This is a genomic window from Chryseobacterium sp. 2P, from assembly GCF_059579425.1.
In genome coordinates, this window is sequence record NZ_CM184194.1 from 3,752,775 (window position 1) to 3,778,576 (window position 25,802).

The 25,802-nt window shown below is 36.0% G+C and carries 17 protein-coding genes; 2 read left to right on the forward strand and 15 right to left on the reverse strand.

What is annotated here, in order from left to right; genetic code table 11:
• Positions 1-243 precede the first annotated feature (243 nt).
• The 8 genes from AC52CF_RS17070 to AC52CF_RS17105 all read right to left on the reverse strand — a co-directional run bounded on the left by AC52CF_RS17070 (position 244) and on the right by AC52CF_RS17105 (position 13,568).
• On the reverse strand, positions 244-3,789 hold the full coding sequence (locus AC52CF_RS17070; protein ID WP_496517445.1) for a PAS domain S-box protein: 3,546 nt from the start codon (positions 3,787-3,789) through the stop codon (positions 244-246).
• A gap of 5 nt (positions 3,790-3,794) precedes the next feature.
• Positions 3,795-4,937: an FIST signal transduction protein gene (locus AC52CF_RS17075; RefSeq protein WP_496517446.1), complete on the reverse strand. Its 1,143-nt coding sequence runs from the start codon at positions 4,935-4,937 to the stop codon at positions 3,795-3,797.
• Between the two features lie 595 nt (positions 4,938-5,532).
• Entirely contained in the window at positions 5,533-6,720 is a 1,188-nt protein-coding gene (locus AC52CF_RS17080; RefSeq protein ID WP_496517447.1) for a HupE/UreJ family protein, read from the reverse strand.
• Positions 6,680-8,047 (reverse strand): DUF3500 domain-containing protein, encoded by a 1,368-nt coding sequence (locus tag AC52CF_RS17085; protein ID WP_496517448.1) that lies wholly within the window; start codon positions 8,045-8,047, stop codon positions 6,680-6,682. Before AC52CF_RS17085 ends, AC52CF_RS17080 begins: the two co-directional genes overlap by 41 nt.
• 26 nt (positions 8,048-8,073) lie before the next feature.
• Positions 8,074-10,275 carry a TonB-dependent receptor gene (locus AC52CF_RS17090; RefSeq protein ID WP_496517449.1) on the reverse strand — a complete coding sequence of 734 codons (2,202 nt, stop codon included), beginning with the start codon at positions 10,273-10,275 and terminating at the stop codon, positions 8,074-8,076.
• A 76-nt stretch (positions 10,276-10,351) separates the two neighbouring features.
• Positions 10,352-11,491, reverse strand: a complete 1,140-nt coding sequence (locus AC52CF_RS17095) for a DUF3500 domain-containing protein (protein ID WP_496517450.1) — start codon at positions 11,489-11,491, stop codon at positions 10,352-10,354.
• 371 nt (positions 11,492-11,862) lie between these two features.
• On the reverse strand, positions 11,863-12,540 hold the full coding sequence (locus AC52CF_RS17100; protein WP_496517451.1) for a LytR/AlgR family response regulator transcription factor: 678 nt from the start codon (positions 12,538-12,540) through the stop codon (positions 11,863-11,865).
• Positions 12,537-13,568 (reverse strand): sensor histidine kinase, encoded by a 1,032-nt coding sequence (locus AC52CF_RS17105; RefSeq protein WP_496517452.1) that lies wholly within the window; start codon positions 13,566-13,568, stop codon positions 12,537-12,539. The genes AC52CF_RS17100 and AC52CF_RS17105 overlap by 4 nt, the downstream gene beginning before the upstream one ends.
• A 74-nt stretch (positions 13,569-13,642) precedes the next feature.
• On the opposite strand from AC52CF_RS17105, the gene AC52CF_RS17110 reads away from it, so the two are divergent.
• On the forward strand, positions 13,643-13,984 hold the full coding sequence (locus AC52CF_RS17110) for a hypothetical protein (protein ID WP_496517453.1): 342 nt from the start codon (positions 13,643-13,645) through the stop codon (positions 13,982-13,984).
• Between the two features lie 54 nt (positions 13,985-14,038).
• Here AC52CF_RS17110 and AC52CF_RS17115 read toward each other — a convergent pair whose 3' ends face one another.
• The 7 genes from AC52CF_RS17115 to hsdR all read right to left on the reverse strand — a co-directional run bounded on the left by AC52CF_RS17115 (position 14,039) and on the right by hsdR (position 23,771).
• A complete protein-coding gene (locus tag AC52CF_RS17115; RefSeq protein WP_496517454.1) occupies positions 14,039-14,680 on the reverse strand; it encodes a DUF6266 family protein in 642 nt (213 codons plus the stop codon).
• A gap of 373 nt (positions 14,681-15,053) precedes the next feature.
• A complete protein-coding gene (locus AC52CF_RS17120) occupies positions 15,054-15,854 on the reverse strand; it encodes a DUF6011 domain-containing protein (RefSeq protein WP_496517455.1) in 801 nt (266 codons plus the stop codon).
• Between the two features lie 117 nt (positions 15,855-15,971).
• Positions 15,972-17,252, reverse strand: coding sequence for a protein NO VEIN domain-containing protein (locus AC52CF_RS17125; RefSeq protein WP_496517456.1), 1,281 nt, complete (start codon positions 17,250-17,252; stop codon positions 15,972-15,974).
• A gap of 36 nt (positions 17,253-17,288) precedes the next feature.
• On the reverse strand, positions 17,289-17,951 hold the full coding sequence (locus tag AC52CF_RS17130; RefSeq protein ID WP_496517457.1) for an endonuclease NucS domain-containing protein: 663 nt from the start codon (positions 17,949-17,951) through the stop codon (positions 17,289-17,291).
• 7 nt (positions 17,952-17,958) lie between these two features.
• Entirely contained in the window at positions 17,959-19,884 is a 1,926-nt protein-coding gene (locus tag AC52CF_RS17135; protein WP_496517458.1) for a restriction endonuclease subunit S, read from the reverse strand.
• Positions 19,884-21,329 carry a class I SAM-dependent DNA methyltransferase gene (locus tag AC52CF_RS17140; protein ID WP_496517459.1) on the reverse strand — a complete coding sequence of 482 codons (1,446 nt, stop codon included), beginning with the start codon at positions 21,327-21,329 and terminating at the stop codon, positions 19,884-19,886. Before AC52CF_RS17140 ends, AC52CF_RS17135 begins: the two co-directional genes overlap by 1 nt.
• Positions 21,330-21,395: 66 nt before the next feature.
• Entirely contained in the window at positions 21,396-23,771 is a 2,376-nt protein-coding gene (hsdR, locus tag AC52CF_RS17145) for an EcoAI/FtnUII family type I restriction enzme subunit R (protein ID WP_496517460.1), read from the reverse strand.
• A 598-nt stretch (positions 23,772-24,369) separates the two neighbouring features.
• Between hsdR and AC52CF_RS17150 the strand changes: the two genes are divergently transcribed.
• Complete coding sequence (locus AC52CF_RS17150) at positions 24,370-25,422, forward strand: alpha/beta hydrolase (RefSeq protein ID WP_496517461.1); 1,053 nt, start codon at positions 24,370-24,372, stop codon at positions 25,420-25,422.
• The last annotated feature ends 380 nt before the right edge of the window (positions 25,423-25,802 follow it).

Here is a 25,802-nt window from a genome sequence, read left to right on the forward strand (position 1 = left end):
AGAGCACATAAGTTTAAAAAAATCAAAGATTTTTTCTCTTTGCATACTTTTGAAATACTTTAAATAAATTCAATAAAGTCTTTGTCTCTTTTGCAGTTAAATTTAAAATGAGTTTAACAAACGAGACTAAATCTTAATGGTAAAAATAAATTATAAATTTAGACACGCTCTAAAAATAAAACCCTGCGTATTCCAAAAAGAATATTTTAAAAAGTTTAAACCAACTCAATATGTAAACAGGCTCTAAAGTTCTTTCTCCTTAAGCAAACGTATAGCCGAAGTTAATATGTCTTCTATGTAACAGAACATTTCATAAAGTTCCTGATGGTCTATTGATATATCTTTCGATTTTGCTTCGAGTGTTTTTACATGTTCTGTAATGGAGATTATTCCTATCTGTTCTATGCTTGGTTTTATTTTATGAGTCAGTCTGGAGATCTCCGCGTAGTTCTTTTCCACAAAAGAGGTGTGGATTTGCGGAAGCACATTTTCAATCTGGCTGATGAATATGGTGATCATCTTTTTTACAAAACTCTCATCTCCTCTGCTTAACAATCTTAAATTCTGCAGATTATAAATTCCCGCTTCTTCATTTGTATCTTGCTGTTCTGTTTTTCCTTTTGTGTAATGATATATGGTTTCAAGCAGTTCATTTTCAGAATAGGGTTTTGTAATGTAACTGTCCATTCCCGCCTTTCTGCACTTTTCTACTTCTGTTTTAAATGCATTAGCCGTCAATGCAATAATTGGGGTAGAAACATGGTATTGCTTTCTCAGAATTTTCGTGGTTTCTATTCCGTCCAATTCCGGCATCTGTATATCCATGAGAATGATATCAAAGCTTTTCTCTTTTAATATTTCTAATGCTCTGGCTCCGTTTTCCGCTTCAGTAACGATACATTTAAAGTTTTGAAGGGTGTTCTGTGCAACCAGTCTGTTTAGCTCACTGTCTTCCACCAGAAGAACCTGAGTTCCTTCCACGGAGATCTCCTGACTGAAGTCTGACCGGTTTTCTAATTTTTCCGGTATTCCTTTAGGAAGAACCAGTGTAACATCTATTTTTGTTCCTTTTTCTTTTTCGCTTTCTATCGCAATGTTTCCCTGCATCAGCTTTACCAGCTCTTTGGTGATCGCCATGCCTAAACCGGTTCCGCCTACTTTTCTGGCAATGGATGCATCTTCCTGATAGAATTTTTTAAAGATCTTTTCGATGAATTCTTTGCTCATTCCTATTCCGGAATCCACAACACTTATTTTTATCTTCTGCTTATCCGGATTATCCTCCAGAAATGTGCATTCTACCCTGATCTCTCCTTTGTTGGTAAATTTCAGAGAATTACCGATGAGGTTGTATAGTATTTGTTCGATCTTCGAAGCATCCCCTCTGAAAACGGGAGCAATATCCTTAGGAAAAACAGAGATTAATTTTATATTTTTCTGCACCGCTTTCGGCTGAAGAATATTCACTACGTTGTTCACTGTCTGCTGTAAAGAGAAGTCTTTAATATCAAGAGACATTTCACCGGCTTCTATTTTAGAAATATCCAAAATATTATTAATGATGGAAAGCAGATGCTGAGATGCACTGTTGCTGTTGTCTACAAACTGTTTTTGTCCGGAGGTAAGATCCTGTTTTGCCAATTCCCTTAAAAATCCGATGATTGCGTTAAGCGGTGTTCTTATTTCGTGGCTCATGTTTGCCAGAAATGCTTCTTTAGCTTTGGAAGCTTCCTGCGCATTTTCTTTTTCTTTCTTCAGCGCTTCTTCCATGTGTTTTTGGTCGGTTATATCCAGATGGATTCCTACAGATCCGATAAGATTTCCCTTATCGTCATAATTGGGAGCTGCACTTATTGCCCACCATCTCAGCTCCCCGCGTTTGTTTTTTACAGGAACCTGATAAACGCTGGAAAGTCCCTTTTTCCTGAGTGAAACATGATGTTCCACCAAAGGAATGCTGTTTTCTTTGTATAAAAACAATTTTGAAGGTTCTTTGCCAATAAGCTCATCAATTTCATAGCCGGAAACATCACAAAAACTTTGGTTGGCATACTGTATTACTTCGTTGTTATCCACTTCCAGAAGTCCAAGATTCATGTTGGCGATAATATTGCGGTATTTTTGCTCCTGAACTTTTAAATTTTCTTCGGCTCTTTTTCTTTTTGAGATATCCTGAATAAAAGAACAGAAAAACTTTTTGCCATCCTGTTCTATGGGAATTATAGAAATTTCTATGGGAAATTCTTCTCCTGATTTTCTTATCGCAGAAAGTTCCAGCTGTTCATTAAGAACCGGGCCGTATCCTGTCTCCATATAATTTTTCATTCCTTCTTCATGGGCTTTTTTATGGATTTCAGGGATAATGGTTTCTGCCAGAGTCTTCCCGGTGATCTCCTCAGATCTCCATCCGAAAATCTGTTCGGCTCTCTTATTCCAGAAGGTTATTTTCCCTTCAGAATCTGCATTGATAATGGCATTGATGGCGGAATTCATAATCAGCCGGTTTCTTTCTTCACTCTGTCTAAGGAGCTCTTTAGCCAAAACACTTTCCGTAATGTCATTATATTTCCAGAGATGTCCCCTGTATTTGCCGTTGATATAAATCGGAATGTAGTCTCTTTCCAGAAATCTTCCTGCTTTGGTTTCTAAAAGCTCATCCGTAACAATTTTTCTCTCCTCCAGAATTTCATTGATTCTTTCGGGAAACCTTTCCTCATTAGCAAAAAGATGTTTGGAATCTTCCGCAGAATTACTGCAGTCGATTCCCTGCATGGTTTCAGGCGAAAGAGGGATACTAAACATATCGCAGAACAAGCTGTTGGTAAAAAGAATTCTCCTGTTTTCATCTTCCACCAGAATTCCGTACTGCAGGTTGGCGAGTAATGTTTTAAGCAGTTCGAGCGTTCTGTTAAGCTTACTTTCCATAAAGAATCTTACCCGGATATTTGCCAGAATCTGTGCAAACAGTTTCAGCAGATCATTTTCCTCGTTCCCGAAATTACGGTATTGATGCACTGCATCAAACCCCACAAATCCTTCACACTTCCCGTCGATCATCAAAGGAATGGCGAGAACACTTTTTACATTGTTTAAGAGCAGAAGATCTCTTAAATCTTTATCCGGAAAATCATCTGCATTATTAATGGTAATAGATTTTCCCTGTTTATGAAGTTCCACAAATTTTTCGAAAGGCTCCAGAGGAAAGTCCTGATAAAAACTGATATTGGAAAATATTCCTTCTGAGCAGTACTCATACAAATTGGAGCAGGTATTTTCCTGAAAGTCATATTTAAAAACATAAATTCTGTCCGCTTTTACAAACTTGGCGATGGCTTCAAGAGAACTGTTAATGTTATCATTAATCTCCTCTACAGGAATATTAATAAATTCTGAAGAAATATTCATTAAAAGCTGCTGAAACTCCAGCTGTCTGCTGAGCTGGTCTTCCACAGATTTTCTTTTCCTGATCTGCTCGGAAAGATATTCTGAAAGCTCTCCAAAATCTTCGGACTGCCGGATTTCCATATTCTCATCAAGCATTTTCAGTGACTGGTAGAGCTTACTGATAGAATCCTGCTTCAGAATATACTCTTTGTTAAGATCCTGATATACTTCCTGATATTCTTCTTCGCTTTTAGAGAAAGCATGGTTCATAAGTTCTTTATCTCTCTCGTAAGATGCATAAGATTCATTAATAGCAGATAAAAAATTACTGAATTCCGAATCTGAGTGAAAACTTTCCGGAAGATACTTTTTAATCTGTTTTTCCAGTAACTTATGATATTTCATTTTCTTTAAAGTATTTCATTAATACCGGTGATGGTGATGGTCTGGTTGTGCAGCTCGCAATTCTGGAAAGGTTTCAGAGGAGAAAACTCTCCGTAAGAATAAAAGCCCATTACGGCGGTTTCGTTTCCCAGTACATCTACAACCGCATCTACTTCTTCTGAAATTCTGTTTCCCAAGACCAGCTTTCTTCCCACACAACTGATAAGGATTGCCAGTTTAGGATTTGCAGAGTGAAAATCCTGGCATTGCTGTGCCGCATCCGTGGCTGCATCTATCAGTCTGTCGAAATTTGCCTTCATGAATCTTACCTTGCTGCCTTCCGGAATATCTCCTGCAAAAACCATATAATTTTCTCTGTCATTTACAGATAAAATCGTTCTCACTACGGTTTCTTCATTATCTTTCAGCTTTAGGGAAAGCGGAAAAAGCAGTGCGGAACTCGGGAGTTCTTCAGCATATTTTCCTAAATATTTTTTATAAAGATCGAGAGCATTTTTACCGTCTATTTCGTAGAGCTTATTTCCGGAAGATTTTGTTACCGTTTTCTCGATGCCGAAAGTTTCCCAGCCACCAAAAGAAGCGTGAGAAAGCATAAGAGAACTGCCATAGAAACCAATGGCTGCAATATTATCGGGAGCAGGAACTTTGTTCAGTCCCACAAGAGTTTTTTCAAAACGATCGCCATCGCCTGCAAGACCTCCCGAGATTAAAACTTCTTTCCGTTTTTCAGAATTAATTCCTTTTATCAGCTCACTTCCGTTTACGTTGCTTCCGTCCGACAGAACAAAAACCCATTTCAGGTCTTCCCGATATAAATTTTTCATCAGAGCAACTCCTGCTTCGTGGCTGTCTTTATAATCATTTATACAGATTTCTGTGGTTTTAATTTCAGAATTATCAAATCTGAGGGCGGTAACGGAGACCGTATCATCGTATACATCTTTACAAAATATTTCTCCTGCTGAAGAGCACAGAGCGATTTCAGCATTCGGGAATTTCTGTTGAATACTTTCAAAAACTTCGTTTTCGGACAGGAGCTTTCTTTCACCAAAACCAAGAACCAATTGCACTTCATTATAGTCTAACTGTTCATGATTAAGTTCTCTCGTCCATTTTCCTTCTGAGAAAAGTAATTTGGCTACCTTCATTTCTGCTTTTTTTGTCTGGTTTGAAATAAACTGTAACAGGAGATCTGCCTGCTGCTCTGCTTTTCTAAGAGTACGAAAGAATTCTCACATGTTCCGTTTTAATGCCTTTTATGAAGAAAAAAGATCATCAGCTAAAATTAATATCTTCTGATAAAATGTCGTTTTCTGCTGTTATCAACGTCTTTCTTCCGGCATTCCCTTGCATTTCTGAAGAGAAAAACTTCATAATCCTGATTTAGATTCCACGCCTCACTTTAAAATAAATAATCTGTATACTGAGGATTTCATTGTTCATGATTAGTTTTATATTCAAATATAAAAAATATTAGGATGTCTTCAATGTTTTTTCTTACAGATTATCAGTACAATGAGAAACTGCAAGTTTAGGATATGCCGGAGAAAATGTATGGCTCCGAAGAAAAAGAAGATGAGCGCTGCCTGCGAATATAAAGACACAATGAACCGTTGAGAAATCCGGAAGACGGCTCAGACAGGAAATTCTGAAAGTAAACTTAATGCAATTACAGATACTGCAATGCATTAAGATTTAAATTATTCTGAAAAAAATGAAGGGTATTTTACATGATCAATTCTGTTATCCCATAACGAAAGGCAGGCTTACAACTCTTTCATAGATCCAGTAACAAGCCATTACAATCACAAAAACAGAAACTGCCGCTCTGTAAAAATCGATATTCTTAAACCTGTTGGAAACGTAAAGAATAACAGGAAAACTTATCAGTACAATCAGGATCTGCACCAGCTCTATTCCCAGATTGAAGCCTAAAACACTCCAGATAAACTGACTGATATCCAGATTAAAAAACGTAATGGTATTGGCAAAAGCAAGTCCATGCACAAAGCCGAAAAGCAGGGCAATAAGAACTTCTTTCCCCAAAAAGATGGGTTTGGAGATGTTGATTCCGGACAGTAAGATGGTCATTGCAATCCCGATCTCTATATAATTCGGGTTGATGTTTATTAAATGGATGGCTCCCAGAATCAGCATCAGCGAATGCCCTATCGTAAAAGCAGTTACAATTTTTACCACTCTTTTTACCGCAGATTTTTTATTGTCGAGAAGTTTCCATTTTCTGTCCTCTACAAAAAACGGGGCAACCAGAAGCAGGGAAATTAAGAACAGAATATGGTCTTTCCCTTCTAAAATATGCTTGAAACCCATTTCAACCATACTTCTGAACCCTGTAAAAAAGCTTCCTTCCTCTAATGATATATTTAAAGGCTGAATATTCCCGTCCAGATCGCGTGCTGCAACTCCCAGAATCTGATTAGAATTCTGTACTCCTTTTTCCCAGTCGGAAGCCAATCCTATAATCGATTTGTGATTATAGATCTGGTGTACAAAGGCATCGTAATGAAGGGTAAAATTACGGGTATCTTCTTTTCTCTGCGGTTTTGCCGTAATCCTGAAATCTATTTTATCATAAAGCCCTACCACAGAATCCTGCGTTCTGGAGATTTTATAATCAGCAAGTTCTATATTCCAGAATCTGTTCTCTGAGGAAATTTTAATATGATTTTTAAAATACTCCTGAATCTTTTTTCTCTGATCCGGTGTTATTTTACCATTATAAACAATTTCAAAATCACGAAGCGGCGCAGTAATATCTATCGCCGCACCGCCCGGATACATATGAAACATAACCTTTGTATCCGGCAGCGGATGCGCCGATGCAAAGACTGAAAAAAAGATAAAGAACAGAAACAGTTTCTTCAGCCCTTTATTTTTTGATGAGCTTTTGCCCATTTGTTTTTGTACCATTGTGTTGTATATTGAAGGTATAAACTCCTTTTTCAAGACTGCTTAAGTCGGCAGAGACCGAATTTTGTCCTTTCGGCAGATTGCTCTTTTCTATGCTTTTTGCCAATCTTCCGCTCTGGTCATAGATGTTGATTTTTGTATTTCCCTTTTCAGAAGCTGTAAAGTTAAAGGTTGCAAAATCTTTCACCGGATTAGGGTAAATCATAGGTTTAGATACCGAAGCAGCTGTTTCATTAGTGGATAATGTACTGCCCGTTCCTCCGTAATCTGTTGTATGATCTCTCCAAATGCTGTGAGGATGTTTCGGCGTGAGGATGATTCCGTTCTGTACAGAATATTCTATCCAGACCGATGGTCCGTCTATTCTTACATAACCGTTCTGGTTGGTCAATGTGGCATCGGTAGACCATGCAATGTAAGTATTATCCAGTTCATTATTATATTTTGTCATAATCGTTGCAGCGTTCGTATCGTCCACATCATTTACGTAGGTTGCAATTGCATTATAAACGAGCTGTTTCTGAGCGGTCGTTAAATTGCTTACTTTCAGTCCGGATTTGGTAGTCGGGAACAGCCAGTCTTTTCCGGGACCGCAGACCAGATCAGTATACGTTGTGGAAAGCTGTGCCGTAGTAAGCTGTGCAGAAGATAATCCGGACAGCATATTCACAAGAGCCGTTTTTTCTTCAATCATTGGCTGATAGGTTACCGAATTATAGGTAAAAGAGGCAAAAGGCTCCGCAGCGACAAAAGAAGGAGTTGCGCCCACAAGAACTCCGTTGATATAGGTGTTGGAAACCGTTCTGTGATGTCCTGTCATCTGGATTTCAAAAGTTCCCGTAAGAGAAGGTGTTCCGAAAAACCCAATATAAAAATTACCTTCTCCGTAAGTGGTTCCGCCTCCGTTGTTTGAAAGATAATTGTCTGCCATCCAAAGTCCGTAGATCTCGTTATAGCCTTCGTTTCCTGTTCCGGATAAAGCCTGAATGAGATTTCTGGCAGCGGTTAACTGAGCCGTTGTAAGAGTTCCCATTTTCAGTCCGATTCTCGGAGACATGGCAGCAGGAAGATTAGACCATGTTTTTGCATTGGCATACGTATAAGCCAGCTCGAGCGTTGAAATCTGTGAACTGGAAAGAGTGGCTTTGAAGGCATTGGCAAGATCAATAATCTGTTGTGTGGTTACCACTGTTTTCGCAGCCTTATTTTTCTTCGCAATATTCGTCATAAACGCTGCTTTTGGGGTTTCTGTATTCTTTTTAAAAAAGCTGAAAAATGAAATCGCCGCAACAGAAGTGGCTACAGTGATGCTGAATAGTGTTTTCATTGTATAAGTGTTTAAATTATAGGTCTCTAAAAGTTGTATTTTAAAATTAATCGTGCATTAAAGGGCGTTCCTGCGGTATAATGGATCTCTTCCACGCTTTCGGTTTCGTTTTGAAGACGGCTTTCGGTGAGGAACTGGGTTTCTTTCCATTTGGTGTTGAAAATATTATCGATATTAATTCCCACAGAAACTTTTCTGAACTGATAATTCACAGAAAGATCGGTGATAAAATATCCTTTCGCTGTTACAGAATTATCCTCATTCGCTGGTCGGTCTCCTAAATATCTTGCATTGATGCTTCCTGAAAAACGGTTAAGATTTTTCACGGATAATCCGCTGACAAAGGTAGTTTTGGGAGCAAGAGGAATGTAATCGTTCCCTTTGGCTTCTTCTATAGCTCTTGCGTGGGTGTAGGTAAAATCGGTATTCCAGAAAAGCCAGTTGTTCAGCTGATAACGCAATCCGACATCAACACCTTTTCTTGCTGTTTTTCCTGAAGGTTCCACCACCGCTTCATCACCCACATAAACAAATTCCTGTTCGAGAAAAAGATACCATAATGAAGCGTTTATTAGCAAGTTGGGAAGAGGTTTCCATGAAAATCCCAAATCGGCATTGTAAGAAGCCGGCAGAATGTTTTTCCCTTTTTCGGCAATTACCACTCTTGCATCATTGCTGTGAAAGCCTTTTCCTAACTTCAGAAAAGCATTAAAACCTGTATTAAAAGAGTATAAAAAATTAAGTTTCGGACTAAGAACAGCTTTTGCTTCAGACTGATTCTGGTATTTTTCTGCCAATTGATCCACCACATTAAATTTGAAATAATCTACCCTCAATCCTGCATTAATCAGCCACTTTCCGAAAGAGAAATCCCAACTGCCGTACCCGAATACATTAGTCTGATTAATATCTCCCAGACTGAGGTATTGCAAAACGGTTTGTCTGTTCTTGGTATGAGAAAGTTCTATATCCTTATTGTTATCATTTCGTAAACCACCTCCCGTTTTAAAACTGATATTGTCATTTATTTTCCCGTTGTATTCCGATTGAAATCCTACAATCATCCTGTTTTCTTTCTGCCTGATCTGGTCTCCGTTGATGGGATCATTCAGGAAAAAGGTAAAATTAGAATACAGTTCAAAATCATATTTGCTGAAATACACCTGATTTCTGATAAAAGCATCATCATTGATTTTTCTTTCATAATGAAGATTGAAATTGCTTCGGCTTGTTGTACCTCCTTCCATGCTGTCTATTGCTCCAAAATGCGAAATGAGTCCGCTGTTTACAGCTCTTTCCGGTATCTGTCCGCTTGCATCCCATCTGCTGTTAAAGTGCGAAACTGAAACAGACAGTCTGTCTTTATCGCTCAGTCTTGAGGTATATTTTCCAAAAAGGTTGATGCGGTTGAAGTTTTGAGGAGCATCAAAATAATTATCCGTCATTAAAAACTCTCCCGCAAAATAGGCAGACTGGTTGTTTTTGCTCAGTAAATTAAAAATCCCGTTGGTTCTGAAGGTATTAAACTGCCCGATTTCCAATCCTAAACTGCTTTTGTCGACGAAATCTCTGGTTTTAAAAGCTACAAATCCCGCAGTGGCAAAATCTCCTTTATCCGCAAAATAAGATCCTTTATCAAAATCAATACTTTCTACCGTTTCCGGAATCACGAAATGCAGATCGGCATATCCCTGTCCGTGAGCGTGAGACACCATGTTTACAGGCATTCCGTCTACAGAAATGGCAACATCGGTTCCGTGATCTGCATCAAAACCACGCAGAAAAATCTGCTCTGCCTTTCCTCCTCCTGCGTGCTGCCCGATAAATAAGCCCGGAACTTTTCTCAGCAGATCCTGAGATGAAGCAACAGGCTGCACCTGCAAATCGATTTTCGAAATGGTATTTAAATTTTTTAAATTTTTCGTAATGGTGATTTCTTTGATCTGAAATGATTTCTTTTCTAAAATAATATTCAGGTTTTCCGGATTTTCCAGAACGATCTTTTGGGTCTCAAAATCCTGATGAACAAATTCCAGACTATCTTCCGGGCTTACATTTTCCAACAAAAAATTCCCTGAAATATCGGTATGGGTATGATACAAAGGTTTAGAAATATTCTTTACTAAAACATTTTCTACCGGATGACCGTTTTCATCAGAGATAATCCCCCTGATCGTACTCTGGGAAAAGATTAAAACCGGAAAAAGAAAGAAAAAAAGCAATCTCATTTCATTTCTGATTTTGTTGTGGATTTCTAAACCTCACAGGTTTTAAAAACCTGTGAGGTTTGGGTTAAGAATCTTTTTACGAATTAGTCGTTGCATAATCGTTCACTCTGTCTCTCCAGATGGAGTGATAGTGCACTCCGCTGAGAACAATCCCGCCCTGTACGGAAAATTCGATCCACACTTTTGGACCTGCAATTCTGAAGTAATCATTTTTTACCGTCATTGAAGTATTTCCGCTGTAATAAATGTAGGTATTGTCTAATTCTGATGTGTAAGTTGCCAGAATAGAAGCTGCACTGGTATCGGAAACATCATTTACATAGGTCTTAATTACATTCAGCACCAGTGCTTTTTGAGTCGCATCCAAAGCAGAACACTGCAATCCCGAAAAAGCAGTCGGGAAACTCCAGTTAGCGGTAGGTCCGCAAACCAGATCCGTAAAGGTTGTACTGGCTTTTGCAGTGGTAAGCTGTGTGGAAGAAAGCGCGCCAAGTAAAGCAACAATAGCATTTTTCTCCTGATCTACCGGCGCATACGTTGTAGAATTAACCGCAAAAGACAATGGTTCTGTAGCCGTAAACAAAGGGGTTGCAGCTACTAAAGCTCCATTATTATAGGTATTGGCAATGGTTTTATGATGCCCCGTAAACATAATTTCAAACTTCCCTGTGGCAGAAGGAGTTCCGAAGAAAGCCAGATAAAAATTTCCTGAACCATAAGTACTTCCGCCTCCATTGGCATTGAGATAATTATCGGCATACAGCAATTGCTGAATTTCATCATAGCCTTCATTAGCGGTGGTTCCGCTCATTTCTTTGATGATGGCCTTGGCAATACCTACCTGTGTTGCATTAAGATTCCCTAAAGGAATTCCTTTTCTTGCAGACATCGCCGCAGGAAGATTAGACCAGGTTTTAATGTTGGCATAGGTATAATCCAGCTGAACGGCGGCAAGCTGTGAGGAAGTAAGCGTAGATTTTAACTGTTCGGTAAGACAGACGATTTTGGAAACCCCCGTTACGGAACCGCAGGCTGTTACATCTGTAGCGGCTATGGATGCTGCTCCGGTTGTTCCCACAGCATTATCAGATGCTCCTCCGCCTGTGCTGCTGGTAGAATTACCAGAATCTGCAGAATCATTATCATCAGAACATGAAACGATAAAAGTGCTGAGCGTAATGCCGAGAACACTTATCATCAAAAAGATTTTTTTCATAATATGTTATTTTAAAATTCATTACAAAAAAAATCAATAATCCCATGGGTTTCAGGAAAGTGTGGTCAATGATAAAATAGTTGTGGTGAAAATATATATTTTTAATTTTAACCCCAGTTCGGGATAAGAAATAAATTTAAATAATTGATTTATAGCATTATATTAATTTATCGCAAAGAAAAACAAAAGATTTTTTTACTTATAGAAAGTTGGTAAGCTAAACAAAGGCACTTCGTTTATTTAAAAAAGACAAAATGGTATTACTTTGATCAATTTTACGCCTTTGTATATCTTAAAAGCGGAATTCCTGATAATTGAATCTCTTTGTTTAACCTTGCGTTTAAGAAGACTTATCCCGAACTCAGGTTAAATTATATCTTTTTAAGAAAGTCTTCTTCATAGGTATTGCCTACAGGAAGCACAATATCTTTTATATAAACTGTCTTGTGCCTGAAAGAAGTTATTTTTGCTAAAGAAACAATACTGGAACGGTGGATTCTGCAGAAATGCTGCTCAGGAAGTTTTTCCAAAAGTTCTTTTATGGTAATTCTTACTAAAAGTGATTTTTGGTTTTCAAAGTAAAATTTCACATAGTTATCCTGTCCCTCGATGTACAGAATCTCACTGAAAACAACTTTCACCAATCCGTAATCTACCCGAAAGTAGATAAAACCTTCATCGTGGGCAGAGAGTAATTTTTTTTGCTCCGCCGCTCTGTCGACTGCCATTTTAAAACGCTGAAAGCTAAATGGTTTCAGCAGATAATCAAAAGCTCCGATCTCGTAGCTCTCTACAGCATATTCCTTATACGCTGTTGTAAAAATCACCAGGGTTTCCTGTGGAAGTGTTTTATAAAAATCGATCCCTGAAGTAGCGGGCATATTAATATCCAGAAAAAGCAGATCCACAGGATTTTTTTCCAGAAAATATCTTGCTTCGCTGGTCTTGAGGAAAGTTTTCTTTAAGTCTATCTCCTCAATATTCGCACAAAATGCTTCTATGATCTCTAAAGATGGTAGTTCATCGTCCAGTGCTATAGCGGTAATCATAACAAATTAATTTTGAGATTGACGATAAATGCCTTTTGGTCTTCTTTAATCTCCAGAGTATGTTTTTGAGGATAATAAAGCATGAGCCTTTCTTTGGTATTTTTAATCCCGATGTTACTGGATTCTATATTTTTGGCAGATACAATTCTATTGAAAACCATAAAATTCAATTCATTTTCCTGTATGGATATTTCTATTTTTATTTCAGAATTTTCATCCGGATTTACACCATATTTAAAAGCATTTTCCACAAAAGTGAATAGGATAAGAGGAGCAATTTTTTTATTATCAAAATCGCCTGTTTTTTCAAATTCAACGGCTACAGAATTTCTCAGTCTGGATTTCTGTAACTCGATATAATTGCTGATATACTGAACTTCTTTTTCCAGCAGAACTTCATTCTGATAGGAATCCTGTAAAAGATACCGCATAAAATCTGAAAAAACCAATACCGTATCTGCTGTTTTATCGTCTTTTTTTATCGCAAATGCATAAATACTGTTCAGGGTATTGAATAAAAAATGAGGATGAATCTGCAGTTTGAGGTGAGAAAGTTCTGCCTGTAATTTTTCGTTTTTAATTTTCTGGTTCTGCATTCTTTCAAACCAGAAGGTGGAAAAAAATATCGTCCCCACGAAAAGGAATACCAGATGATCTACCTCCGAGAAGAACAGCTGAATCCTGTGAAACATTGTTTTTTCATGGGTTCTCGGATGAAAGGGCAGCTGTGCAAAGTCTGGCGGAGCATGAGATCCGAAAAGCGCCCATGGCAGAAGTAAAACGACCATGAGTCCCAAGAAAACCAGAAACCCGTACTGCAGATATTTTTTCTGAAATAAAAGTCCCGGGATCAGGTAAGTATAATTGATATAAAAAAAGACGAGGATCAGCAAATTACCCAGTATATTTTCTGATAAATCTTTAAAATAATGAGGCTCTGAGCTATCCATAGGAAACGCAGGAAGAAGAACCGGCTGGAGTAAAAACAGAACTACCCCCGTAAAGATCAATAATTTTCTCTTACTCATAGTTATTATACAAAATTATTGTTTTTATGATTGCAAAGAGAAAAATGTTGTGAAGTGGTTTATTTTTGGGGTGAATGTTTAACAACAGGTGGCTTCGGCTTCGCTCAGCCACCACTACAGAAAAAAAAACCAAAGTCCAACAATACCAGAAAATCAAATCAAAAAAAGTGGCTTCGGCTCCGCTCAGCCACCACTACAGAAAAATAAACTACATCCAACAATACCCGAAAATCACATCGAAAAAAAGTGGTTTCGGCTTCGCTCAGCCACCACTACAGAAAAACAACACACAGCCCAACAATACCCAAAAAGCAAATCAAAAAAAGTGGCTGAGCGGAGCCGAAGCCACCACTACAGAAAAACAACACATCGCCCAACAATACCCGAAAATCACATCAAAAAAACACGGTGGCTGAGCGGAGCCGAAGCCACCATAAAAAATCCCCACCCTTCCGGATGGAGATTCAAAATTAAATTAAAGTATAAGCCCCAAGATACGCGCTGTTACACGCAAGCGTTTCTTTCACATTCCTGAAAAACACCCAGACCTGAATTTCCTTTCCTGTGTAAGAAGCAGGCATCGTGACATCGGCAGTCAATGATCCCCTTTCGGCAACAGATTCGAAAATTTCAAACGTTCCCAGTTCTTCGCTATAACACACCGCATTGGCTCTGTCGGCGGTATCTGCGTTTCCCTGTGCGGAATTGTCTTCCCAGCTCAGCGCAATGATATTTCCGGTTTGCGGAGCAGCAGTAATGTTCTGGAAACCTGCCAGATCACCTTTCGTGATCAGAACCTTGTTGTATACCAGTTCGGGAACATCGCCATTCATCTGTAATGCTTCGCTGATGGTATAGGAAACCGCCATATTCACCCTCGATTTTGAGCCGCTCCCCGATCCGAAATACTTCGTCTGAATATTTTTAAGCGGCTGCAGAAAACTGATCACCATGCTGAATCTGGTCTGCTGCAGCAGCTGTTTATCGGTGGGCTGTTTCGAGCTTGGTTTGGGAATACTTCTGATAATGTCCTGTCCGCGCCAGTTTGCGCCTACAATCGTTCCTACTTTTCCTGAAAATCCTCCAAGGATTCCTTTTGTTATTCGTGCCATTTTGTGCATTTTTATTGGTTAACAGAACGAAGGTATTACAGAATTTTCCAATTTCAGGCACCTGTGAAAAAGATGACCGGTTTTGACTGCTTTTGACCGGTTTTGACCGGTTTGAAAACCCATTTCTTCGGATCATGTTCGGGTCTTCTTCGGATCGGCTTCGGAAAAATGGGATTTTTTCCGAAGAAACACCGAACAACACCCGAAGGATTCCGGGAGAATTTTGAGTAGTTTTTGATTGGGGAAATGATAATTTAGGTTAAAAAACTAATTGTTTTTCTCATCACAAGAGTAAATCCTGAAACAAAAAATCCTTACTTTTGGATGTAAGGATAATATGAGATAAATGATAAATATTTTTAATGTCTAACTATCAGATGAATTTGGAGTTATAAGAGTTAATCATTTTTTTAGTTTGCCGAAAATAATAATCTCCACGACATACAGGACCAATTCCATAATATATTGATTCCGGAACAGTTAATTCTCTGTTACAAATAGAACAATAGCAGTTTAGTATAGCACCTACATATGAAAATTCACCATCCTTTATCATGTCAAATAAATTGAACTTTAATCTGTTAATAAAATCCTCTTCAAGAAATCCTAAATCATTTATTCTTGCCTGCAAGTATCCATTTCTATCGCAAACGATCATATATGGTTGGTCATTATATTCGAGTCTTTCAAATCCGATAAAAATTTTCCTATACTCTTTTTCAATAGAATAACTTTCAATATCATAATCTTCATATAAATCAACATCTTGTAAATTATTGTGTATTTCGAAATTTTCATTTGGTCTTGTTACAATTGGAAGATCATGAATAAAGGACAACATATTTGCACCAAATTTTAATCTTAATTTATTACAAATAGAATGGAGAATAAATCTTAATTGTACAGTTCTGGAAGTATCCGCACTTCTTATATTTCTAAATTCATTTACTAGATTTCTAATCTTTCTATGAGAAACTTTTTGTAAAATATTTATTACGTGACTATCTAAAAAGTGGGACTTAAATTTTAAGTCAGCATCTTCTAATTTTACTTTCTTAAAATAATTATTTGCGAAATAGCTTTTACTCTTTTCTATGGATGGATTTAGTTTAAGTTGATTTTTTATTTTCTTTAAATCATTAAATGAATTTAATTTTTTCGAACTCTGTTTCATGATATTACTTGATTTTTAATTATCATTAATAGTTTACAAACTATAAAAATAGATTTGCTAATCAATAAGTTCTACTACTCGAGTTATCACTATTTTCTAATTATGGTGTAATAATAACTAAACAATTCGAAAATAAACTAAGTCAGATTTAATCTTTCTATTTTTAATCGAATACGGTACTATTTTTTTATCAATGATTGCTTGAAATAAGTTCCCAACATTAATTATATGATTTTCTTTGAAAACTTCTGAAACAAAAATCAATTCATAGTTTTCTTTATGATCTAGAAAAAAGTCCCATTCAGTTTTACTTAGATAAAAACTTTTATCGTTTCCGATCGAACCCTTGCATTCTAAATATTTTAATGATGAACCAGTACCAATTTCAAAGTCAAAAGGCTGATAGCTTTCCGTCACTTCGTTATTCCATTTAAAGTATTGTAAGTCTAAAATTTTCTTCAAATAATCATTTACATAGGATTCTGATTGACGACCAATTTTTAGATTCAGTTCGTAATTTTCTAAAATCTCAACTTCATCATTTTGGTCAATTCTTTTTAAATTTGATATCTGGTTAACAACCAATTCGAGTTGTTTTCCAATCAAAGAAATTGCATTAGTATTATCCTCGATTGTTTTTTCAAGTTTTTTAATATAATCATCTGTTGATGGTAAAGAAATGTCCGGATTTCTTTCTTGAAATGAATTTTGATCTTCGCTACTCGAGTCTGTATCATTTTCAATTTTGGGTTCTGAAATTACGCTCAATGACGAACTTATAATATTAGATTTGAGTTCAAATAGCATTGATTCGATATACCTCTTATCATAATCGATTGCCCTCAAATTAACATATTTGCCACCACTCTTATTACAAAGATTTTTACTTTTTTGTTCGGCACTTGCGTCTTGGTCTATTCCGATAATATAAATTGGACATTCTACATTTGAAGATTTCATGAAATCTAAAATTTTGTCGTCAAAATCTTCGACATCATTACTATCACCATCAGTAATAATAAACATTATTTTCTTTGATGAAACACCGTTTTGTAAGAAATTAGAAAATCGTTTAAATGCTGTGTAAATGGGTGTCCCTCCAATTGGGGGAACTTTAATCTCTTTAATTTTTTCAATTGCCTCAATAGTGGATGACCCCGAGTATAGATATCGTGAAACGAATTCATTAGATCTATACGTAGAACTTGAGAATCTTATAATGTTAATGAAACTAAAATGTTGAATGGCTGGGAGAATATCTTCAATAAGTATTTTTTTCACCAATTCTATCCTTGGAGAACCGTTGGGAAGCAAATACTTATTCTCGTACTCTAAACTTCCCTTCATGTAACCCATACTCCCTGAATAATCTATTAAAATTCTCGCATGAATATCCATATTATTTATTTTTATAAGAAAACAGAAGAACCCTTTTTAATCTTTAAGTGAAATTTGTTTTAAGACCAATTGCTTACCTTCTTCCAAAGATTTGTCATAGTCGTAAACAAACCATTTAAAATGGTCCGTTTGAGAAGGAAACATCCCTTTAAAGGTATACTTGATCCGAGGATTTTCTTTTCCGGTAATTAGGTACATTTTGATTTTTGATGCATTCCTAAGAATCTTCTTTTCCAATAAAATCCCTTTGTATCTAAAAAGCTGTTCTATGGCAGATTTCCCACCGTCCCCTATTTTTATTTCCACGATTACATCATTACCTTCTTTGTCTTTACCCATGTAATCGACTCTATCTTTTGTACCTCTTAAAATTTCTTGATTATTGGTATTTGTAACTCCGATTTTTTTCAGAATCTTATTTCTGATAAGATATGCTTCCAGTTCAGCTTCTGAATCAAATTCGTCAGTTGAAGAAAAAATTTGTGTCTTTGTAATCAAAATGTTTGAAGACACTTTTAAATCTTTCGTGAGTTTCGGTGAAGTATAATAACCATTATCTTCAAAGAACTTTTCCAACACTTTAATAGCACCGTCAACCCTTTTTTCATAACCAAACTTTTTCAAAAGGGTTTTAAAAACTATACTTTTACTACCACTTTTGTCAATCATTTCGTCAAAATTCTTGATGAGATCTTCCATAGCTTAGTTATTTCTTGTCAATATAATCCCCAAATCCCAACGGTTCAATTTTCTCTTTTCTAATCCATTCAAGGGTGTGGTCTAGCACATCTATAAATCTTTTCTTTTTATCATCCCAAGCGAGAAAGTCCTGTTTTAAAATATCATCGGTGAAAAGTTCTTTTCTAATCAATCTGTTATTCCATACGGCATACATGGTGGAAATTCTTTCGCAAAACTCCCAATTCTTATCTTGGAATTTATCTAAAAGATTGTTGATTCTTTCATCCTGATCTTTAAACTCCCGTTTAAATAAAGATGGCAATTCCTTTGATGCTGATAAAGGGGTGTAAGTTACTTTTGAAGTTGCACCAAAGTTCTCTTTTTTAATATTGAAAAATCTTAGAGATTCTAATTTTGGTTCTATGACATGCTCCAATTCCCAAGCATACGGTCCGGCTACATTTTTCTGATATTTTAATTCTGAAGACAATTGACAATGATACTCTACCAGATGAAGCATCTTCTGTAATTTTACCCGACCAAAATCTTTTGAATTCTGGGTACTTAATTTCTTAATGATGTAACCTGCAAGAATTGCCATATCTCCGGTATCACAATTTTTCTGAATATCTTTCGAAATAGAATATATTGGAGATTCTTCTGCAACTAATTTTAGATCTTCATTTTTTATTTCATTCTTTCCTTCGAGGGCTTCTCTTAAAACTTGTTGAAGAAGTTGTTCATTATAACTTTGACTTATTTTAATTGAATTTTCTAAATCGTCACAATAGTTCATTAATTCATTTAGCTTTGCACTAATTCTTTCTTGAATTTCCAAAGGTGGTAATGGTGTATAAACATTTAATACTGTATCTCTATCAATTCCAGGTATTAAGCTTTTTGACTTTATTCTAAAATCTTCTACACTATTCTTGATAATTATGTACACATATCCCAAAGGTGAGGAAATTGTACTGAGTGCCATTATTTGTCTTGCGATATGAGCTTTTTCAATTTCCAACATTGCCGTTTTACCTACACCAGATCCCTTACAAGTTAATAACAAATCGCCATTATATGCAATTGATCTGGCATGTTCAGTCCAACGATTAATTATTACTTTTTCATTTTGTAAGTTACTAGCTCCTGTTATATATGGAATTCCCTTTTCTTTATCATTATATTCTGACGGAATTAAATCTTGTCCTGAATTTAAGTTTATAATTTGTCCTAATCTACACCAAGTCCAATTTTCAGGAATTTCAAATGGGATTTCTTCTTCAGAAATTGGAGGTAAAGGTTTAGATTTTTTAATCTTTTTTTCTTTGATTAATTTCTCCTTTTCAGTTTGAATTTCTTGTAAAAGATCAGCACCGGTTTTCCCATCAGAAGTTTCATTGCTAACTAATTTACCTTGCATTGCTTCTCGGAGAAACGCTTGACGTAATTCATTTATTAAATCAATCTGATGATTTAGTTCAGTTGTAATGTAGTTAGAATCTTTTTTTAAGTTTGTGTAAAAATCAACAAATTTTAATTGTTCTTCTATCGTTAATAGTGGAATCGGAATTTTCTCAATCTCTTTGATAGGCAAAGTTACATTTGCCATTCCTTTCATCCTTCCAACTAACTCTTTTTCTTTTACAAGATTCAGATAATAATATAAAAATAGAGAATTTATCTCATCTTCATCTTTAGGAATTATTGCACAAAGAATTGATCCTAGTGCAAATTTCCCTTCTTGATAATGTATCCTTTTTATACTTGCATGTCCGTGTCCCGTTCCGGAGACCAAAGGAACAATTACAGCATTTGCATCAAATTGAAACTCATTATGAGATTTTCTCTCTTCACTGGTTACTACTAATGGATACTCGCCTGGAACAGCCTTTTGAATTCCGGTCTGTCCTTTTGTAACGGTACATAATTGTTTTAATATTTTGTATTCCATCACTTGACCGCTTTTTTCATCTTTAATAACAGTCCTTCTGCTTTATGAAATGACTTTGATAGTTTATCTATTAATTCAGTAGACGAAAATTCAATCAGTTCTTCTTGCTTATTGGGATTTTTAATATCAAGGTCAAAATTACGATCCTTTAAAGTGTCAATTGACACTTTCCAAGATATCTCGGATTCCTTACGATCATTCCACCATTCTTTAATCGGATCAAACTCAGATTCTCTAATGGGTTTTGTTTTGCTGTAAGACTTTTGCCCTTCCGGTAATCGGTGTTCATAATACCAAACTTCTCTTGTTGCAAAACTTGACGTATCGTTATTATGATGAACTTTATCAAAAAATAAAAGATTGGTTGCAACTGTTGCGTAAGGTTGAAAAACAGAATTTGGTAAGCGGATAATAGTATGTAATCTACAATCCTTTAAAAGTTTTTCTCTTACCCTTTGTTTTACACCATCCCCTGTTAAAGATCCGTCAGGCAAAACAATTCCTGCACGTCCACCTACTTTTAATAAGTGGATCATTAATATTAGGAACAGATCCGCAGATTCTTTAGTACGATAGTTCTGAGGGAAATTATTTTCATTGTTATTCGCTACAACTCCCCCAAAAGGTGGATTTGCTTCGATAACATCCACACGATCCTTTTCACGATATTCTGACAAAGGTTTATCTAAGGAGTCACGGTAAGTAATATTAGGAATTTCTACATCGTGTAAAATTAAATTGGTGGTTGCAAGCAGATACGGTAATGGTTTATACTCCCACCCGATAATATTATCCTGTAAAGATTTCAAATCATCTAAAGAAGAAACTTTTTTGGAGATATTTTCGATAACCGCAGTTAAATATCCACCCGTTCCGCATGCCGGATCCAAAACCTTTTCTCCTAATTTGGGATCAAGAATATGAGTGATAAATTGTGTAATAGCTCTGGGTGTGTAAAACTCTCCGGATTTTCCGGCAGATTGTAAATCTTTTAAAAGACCTTCATAAACATCTCCAAAGGCATGTTTATCTTTTGTATTGTTAAAATCAATTTCATTAAGTTTATTCAAAACCTTACGAATATTGATTCCACTTTTCATGTAATTGTTGTTACCGTCAAATACTTCGTGAACGATAACAGCACGTTGATTCCCGGTACTTAAATCTAAATTTCGAAGTGCAGGAAAAAGTTCCCGGTCTATAAAGTAAAGCAATTCATCACCGGTCATTCCTTCATCATCGGACGCCCAATTTTCCCAGCGGTATTTTTCAGGAATTGGGGAAACATAACTCTCATCCATCAATTCCATTTCCTGATCTTTATCACAGAAAACCTTGAAAAACAACATCCACCCCAATTGTTCTAAACGTTGAGCATCACCGTTCAGCCCGGAATCCTGCCACATTATCTTTCTTATACTTTCTATTACTCCTGTAATACTCATTTTCTTGTTTCTAGTTTGCAAAAGTACGTTCCTAAAAAATCTACACCAAGTTTATAACAATATAATTTAGGCTATTGAGTAGATTTCATTTTCAAGTTCCTTTATAGCATTAAGATACATTTCTCTTCCCCCAAATGTTTTTACAATTTCCATAGGTGAACCAAATTCAGAAATCGGATTTAGTTTCAAAACTTCCATTGATTCGATTGTTTCAACGCCTTCATCTGCATATTTATCTACGAGCGCAGTAAGAACATTTCTTGCCTGTTCACCATATTTTGCAAAATAATTTCTTTTTTTAACCTCATTTGCTCGTTCCTTTCGAGTTAGAGGTTTTTGATCAAATGCAACGTGACAAATAATATCAAAGAGATCACATTCTTTGTTTACTGCCTGCAAAAGTTCTTCAACCATAACGCCCTGTTCTGCTAATTCCTGAATAATGGCATCTTTCCTATCGGAATTTTTCCAAAGATTTAAAAACTGATCTAACGAGGTATATTTTTCACTTAAAATATCTTTAGTATAGTCTTTTAAGCTTACAGTAATCGGTTTACCGTCTTTATCAAAATATAATTCTCTTGAATTTAAAACAGTAACATCCACACCATTTACGTAGACTTTTGTAGGTTTTGTTTTCTTATCTGTAAATGGATCTGAATAGTCTGGTTGTTCTCCATTCACTTGATCTATATTTCCATTTTCATCGGTTTGTATTTCCTCCGGAATATCATTATCAAAATCGTCGTTTGCAGGAGTATCTTCATCTATAACTTTTATTCTTACCGGATCACCATCAAAATTAGGATCAGCAAACAAGTCTGTCACGTTTCTAAAATCCATAATGGTAAAATACAACTTCCCAAATTCTTCGTTAACTCTCGTCCCTCGTCCGACAATTTGTTTAAATTTTGTCATTGATCCTATTTCAGTATCTAATGCGATCAATTTACAAGTTTGAGCATCTACACCTGTGGTCATTAATTCAGATGTTGTTGCAATAACAGGATAAGTTTGTTCCGGATCAATAAAATTATCCAATTCTCTTTTTCCTTCATCATTATCTCCGGTAATTCTCATAACATACTTGTAATTTCTCAATACGAGATCAGAGTTTAGATTAGCAATGGCAGACCTCATTCTTTCCGCGTGATCTACATCTCTGCAAAAAACAATTGTTTTATTAAATCTGCTCGTATTATGGAGAAACTCAGTCACTTTTTTAGCAACGGCCCAGGTTCTGTTATCAATAACTAAATTTCGGTCAAAATCCTTTCTATTATAAATTCTATCTTCAACAACATTACCATCTTTATCTCTCTTATCCTTTTCGGGTCTCCAACCTTCAACGTCAACGTCTAAAGTGACTCTAACAACTTGGTAAGGTGCTAGAAATCCATCTTCAATACCTTGCTTTAAACTATATGTATAAATTGGATCACCAAAATATTCTGAATTACTAACGGTTTCTGTTTCTTTTGGTGTTGCTGTCAGACCTATCTGAGTAGCAGATTTAAAATATTTTAAAACCTCTCTCCAAGCGGAATCTTCTTTAGCACTTCCTCTATGGCACTCATCAATTACAATTAAATCAAAAAAATCTTCACTGAACTGTTTGAAAATATTTTTCTCTTCTTCATTTCCAGTTAAACCTTGGTAAATGGCTAAATAGATTTCATAAGATTTGTCCACTTGCCGCTTTTGAACGATAGTCATCTTATCACGGAAATGTTTAAAATCTCCTCTTTTGGTCTGGTCAATTAAAGAATTACGATCCGCAAGAAATAAAATTCTCTTTTTGGTTCTTGACTTCCATAGTCTATGAACGATTTGAAAAGCGGTATAAGTTTTACCGGTTCCTGTTGCCATTACCAACAATATTCTATTTTGACCTTTAGCAATAGCTTCAAGTGTCAGATTTACTGCATTCTGTTGATAGTACCTAGGGGATCTTCCGGAACCATCGAAGAAGTAATCTTGTTCAACAATAGATTTTGAATCGCCTTCATTAAGACCTTTAAATTTTAAGTATTTATTCCATAATTGTTCTGGTGAAGGGAAATCATCTAATTCAATTTCGGTTTCAATATTTGTAGAATTAGTTTTATCGTGGAATAAAAAACGATCTCCATTGGTTGAAAATACAAACGGCAGGTGGAGAATATCAGAATATTCCAATCCTTGCTGCATTCCAGCGCCAACTTCATGATTATTTTCTTTAACCTCTATAATCCCGATTGGTATATTAGGTTTGTAATATAAAACATAATCAGCCCTCTTTTTTTTTCCACGAGTTGTTAGTTTACCGCGAACAATAATTCTGCCATCAGTAAAATTTACTTCCTCCCGAAACTGTTTCATTTTATCCCAACCTGCATTTTCTAACGCCGGAGTTATAAATTTTGTACAAATATCTCTTTCCGAAAATAATTTTTTACTCATTTTAGCTAATTAAGTTGATTTGGATCATGATTATTATTGCAATATAGTATATATTTTATAATGAATAAAATATATACTATTATCTTTCTTTATTGAGTAATTAATAGATGATGTTTAAACTGGATTAAAAGTTTTGAAACAAACGTATTTTAAAGAGCAAAAAAAGATATTTATGAAGTTGTAACTCTCTGATTTTTATCGTGATTCCCACTTAGCTCGAACCAGAGACAACCTGATTATAAGTCATTGCAGTATTTCCGTAACCAACTGTATATCAAGGGGACATGTTATTTTATCTGATGATTTATGATGTGCAATAACCATCGACTATAAAAGTCCTGCAACAAATTGTGGAGCTGCAAAAGATAAAATTATCTCAGACAATCGATTATTGATGTTTAACCATAGCCATTAACGCTGCGGCGATTATAAACACAGAAAACTGGAATTACACCAAGAGGTTTCAAAAAAGAATGAAAAACCGAATAAATAACATTGAGGGAAAAAAGTACAATCAATAGCGACTTTTGTGACTTTTCAAAAGCGCTGCGCCGCCATAACTTTGCTCTATCAAAATACAACAAATAAAATCATAGTTATGAAACGTACGTTTTTAAAAGGCATCGCCTTATCAGCAATTACTTTATTCACATTCAATTCAAACATTATGGCACAGCAAACGGTGCATGCAGCTCAGGATCCCAATATTATTAAAGATATCAGAGAATTTTTAAAAGTACTGAACAGTGGCGATGGAAAACCTTTGGAGCAAATGTCTCCTGAGGATGCGAGATTAGTTTTGGTGGGCGCACAAAAATCTATAACCTACGATTATTCTGATATTGAAGAAACAGAAAAAACCATTACACAAGACGGTTTAAATATAAAAATTCATGTTGTAAAACCTAAAGGAGTAAAGGCCGGTTTACCGGTATTTATGTTTTTCCACGGGGGCGGCTGGGTTTTAGGCGATTATCCTACGCACAAAAGATTGGTGAGAGATCTTGTGGTAAACAGTGGTGCCGTAGCAGTTTTCCCAGATTATACACCTGCTCCTGATGCTCATTTTCCGGTACAGATAAACCAAGCCTATGCAGCAACAAAATGGGTGGCCGAACACGGAAAAGAACTTGGTGTAGATGCTGCAAGATTAGCGGTTGTAGGTAATAGTGTAGGAGGTAATATGGCAGCGGTTGTGGCATTGATGGCTAAAGATAAAAAAGGTCCAGAACTGGCACAGCAAATTTTATTATGGCCGGTTACAGATGCTGATTTTAGCAGACCCTCTTATACTTCATTCGCTCAGGAAAGGTTTTTAACAACGCCTTTGATGAAATGGATGTGGGATAATTATTTACCCAATGCCGATGACCGAAAAAATAAATATGCTTCTCCAGCACAAGCCTCTTTAAAAGAATTACAGGGTTTACCGCCAGTATTAGTTCAGGTTGCAGAAAATGATATTTTGCACGATGAAGGAGTGGCTTACGCAAGAAAATTAGACGAAGCGGGTGTACCTACAACTATTACAGAATACAAAGGATTTATTCACGATTACGGAATGCTCAATCCTCTAGGGCAAATACCGGCAGTACAAAATTCTATTAAAGAAGCTGCTGCAGTTTTACATAATGCCCTATTTATAAAATAATTGATTTAAACCTATACAATAAACCTCCGGCTGTACTATAGCTGGAGGTTTTTGTTTTAAGAATTTTACCGGAATAAGAAGCATGCCCACAGTCTAATTCGAGTGTAATCTCAATGATGGATTTCTGAAGTTTCCAATTACATTTTTTTGTTTCCTATATAGTGACTGAAATGCAAAAAGCACGATATACATTGTCTCTTACATTAACTGAATTGAATATAAATCACTGAATAACATTATAAAATTTCAGTAATGGGAGGTACCGGAAATCCAAGTTCCACAGTTGTAAAACGATTGCCTGCCCTTAACTACAATGTGATTGCAGGAAGAGCATCAAACGGTATAAACTGATGACGAATCATCGAAAAATTTCTTTCTTC

Bases quoted from the DNA above. Each gene is read 5' to 3' on its own strand.
- AC52CF_RS17130 (WP_496517457.1), bottom strand. From the start codon at position 17,951: ATGGAAGATCTCATCAAGAATTTTGACGAAATGATTGACAAAAGTGGT.
- AC52CF_RS17070 (WP_496517445.1), bottom strand. From the start codon at position 3,789: ATGAAATATCATAAGTTACTGGAAAAACAGATTAAAAAGTATCTTCCG.
- AC52CF_RS17090 (WP_496517449.1), bottom strand. From the start codon at position 10,275: ATGAGATTGCTTTTTTTCTTTCTTTTTCCGGTTTTAATCTTTTCCCAG.
- AC52CF_RS17135 (WP_496517458.1), bottom strand. From the start codon at position 19,884: ATGGAATACAAAATATTAAAACAATTATGTACCGTTACAAAAGGACAG.
- AC52CF_RS17105 (WP_496517452.1), bottom strand. From the start codon at position 13,568: ATGAGTAAGAGAAAATTATTGATCTTTACGGGGGTAGTTCTGTTTTTA.
- AC52CF_RS17110 (WP_496517453.1), top strand. From the start codon at position 13,643: ATGTTTAACAACAGGTGGCTTCGGCTTCGCTCAGCCACCACTACAGAA.
- AC52CF_RS17075 (WP_496517446.1), bottom strand. From the start codon at position 4,937: ATGAAGGTAGCCAAATTACTTTTCTCAGAAGGAAAATGGACGAGAGAA.
- hsdR (WP_496517460.1), bottom strand. From the start codon at position 23,771: ATGAGTAAAAAATTATTTTCGGAAAGAGATATTTGTACAAAATTTATA.
- AC52CF_RS17120 (WP_496517455.1), bottom strand. From the start codon at position 15,854: ATGAAACAGAGTTCGAAAAAATTAAATTCATTTAATGATTTAAAGAAA.
- AC52CF_RS17115 (WP_496517454.1), bottom strand. From the start codon at position 14,680: ATGGCACGAATAACAAAAGGAATCCTTGGAGGATTTTCAGGAAAAGTA.
- AC52CF_RS17100 (WP_496517451.1), bottom strand. From the start codon at position 12,540: ATGATTACCGCTATAGCACTGGACGATGAACTACCATCTTTAGAGATC.
- AC52CF_RS17080 (WP_496517447.1), bottom strand. From the start codon at position 6,720: ATGGTACAAAAACAAATGGGCAAAAGCTCATCAAAAAATAAAGGGCTG.
- AC52CF_RS17125 (WP_496517456.1), bottom strand. From the start codon at position 17,252: ATGGATATTCATGCGAGAATTTTAATAGATTATTCAGGGAGTATGGGT.
- AC52CF_RS17085 (WP_496517448.1), bottom strand. From the start codon at position 8,047: ATGAAAACACTATTCAGCATCACTGTAGCCACTTCTGTTGCGGCGATT.
- AC52CF_RS17150 (WP_496517461.1), top strand. From the start codon at position 24,370: ATGAAACGTACGTTTTTAAAAGGCATCGCCTTATCAGCAATTACTTTA.
- AC52CF_RS17095 (WP_496517450.1), bottom strand. From the start codon at position 11,491: ATGAAAAAAATCTTTTTGATGATAAGTGTTCTCGGCATTACGCTCAGC.
- AC52CF_RS17140 (WP_496517459.1), bottom strand. From the start codon at position 21,329: ATGAGTATTACAGGAGTAATAGAAAGTATAAGAAAGATAATGTGGCAG.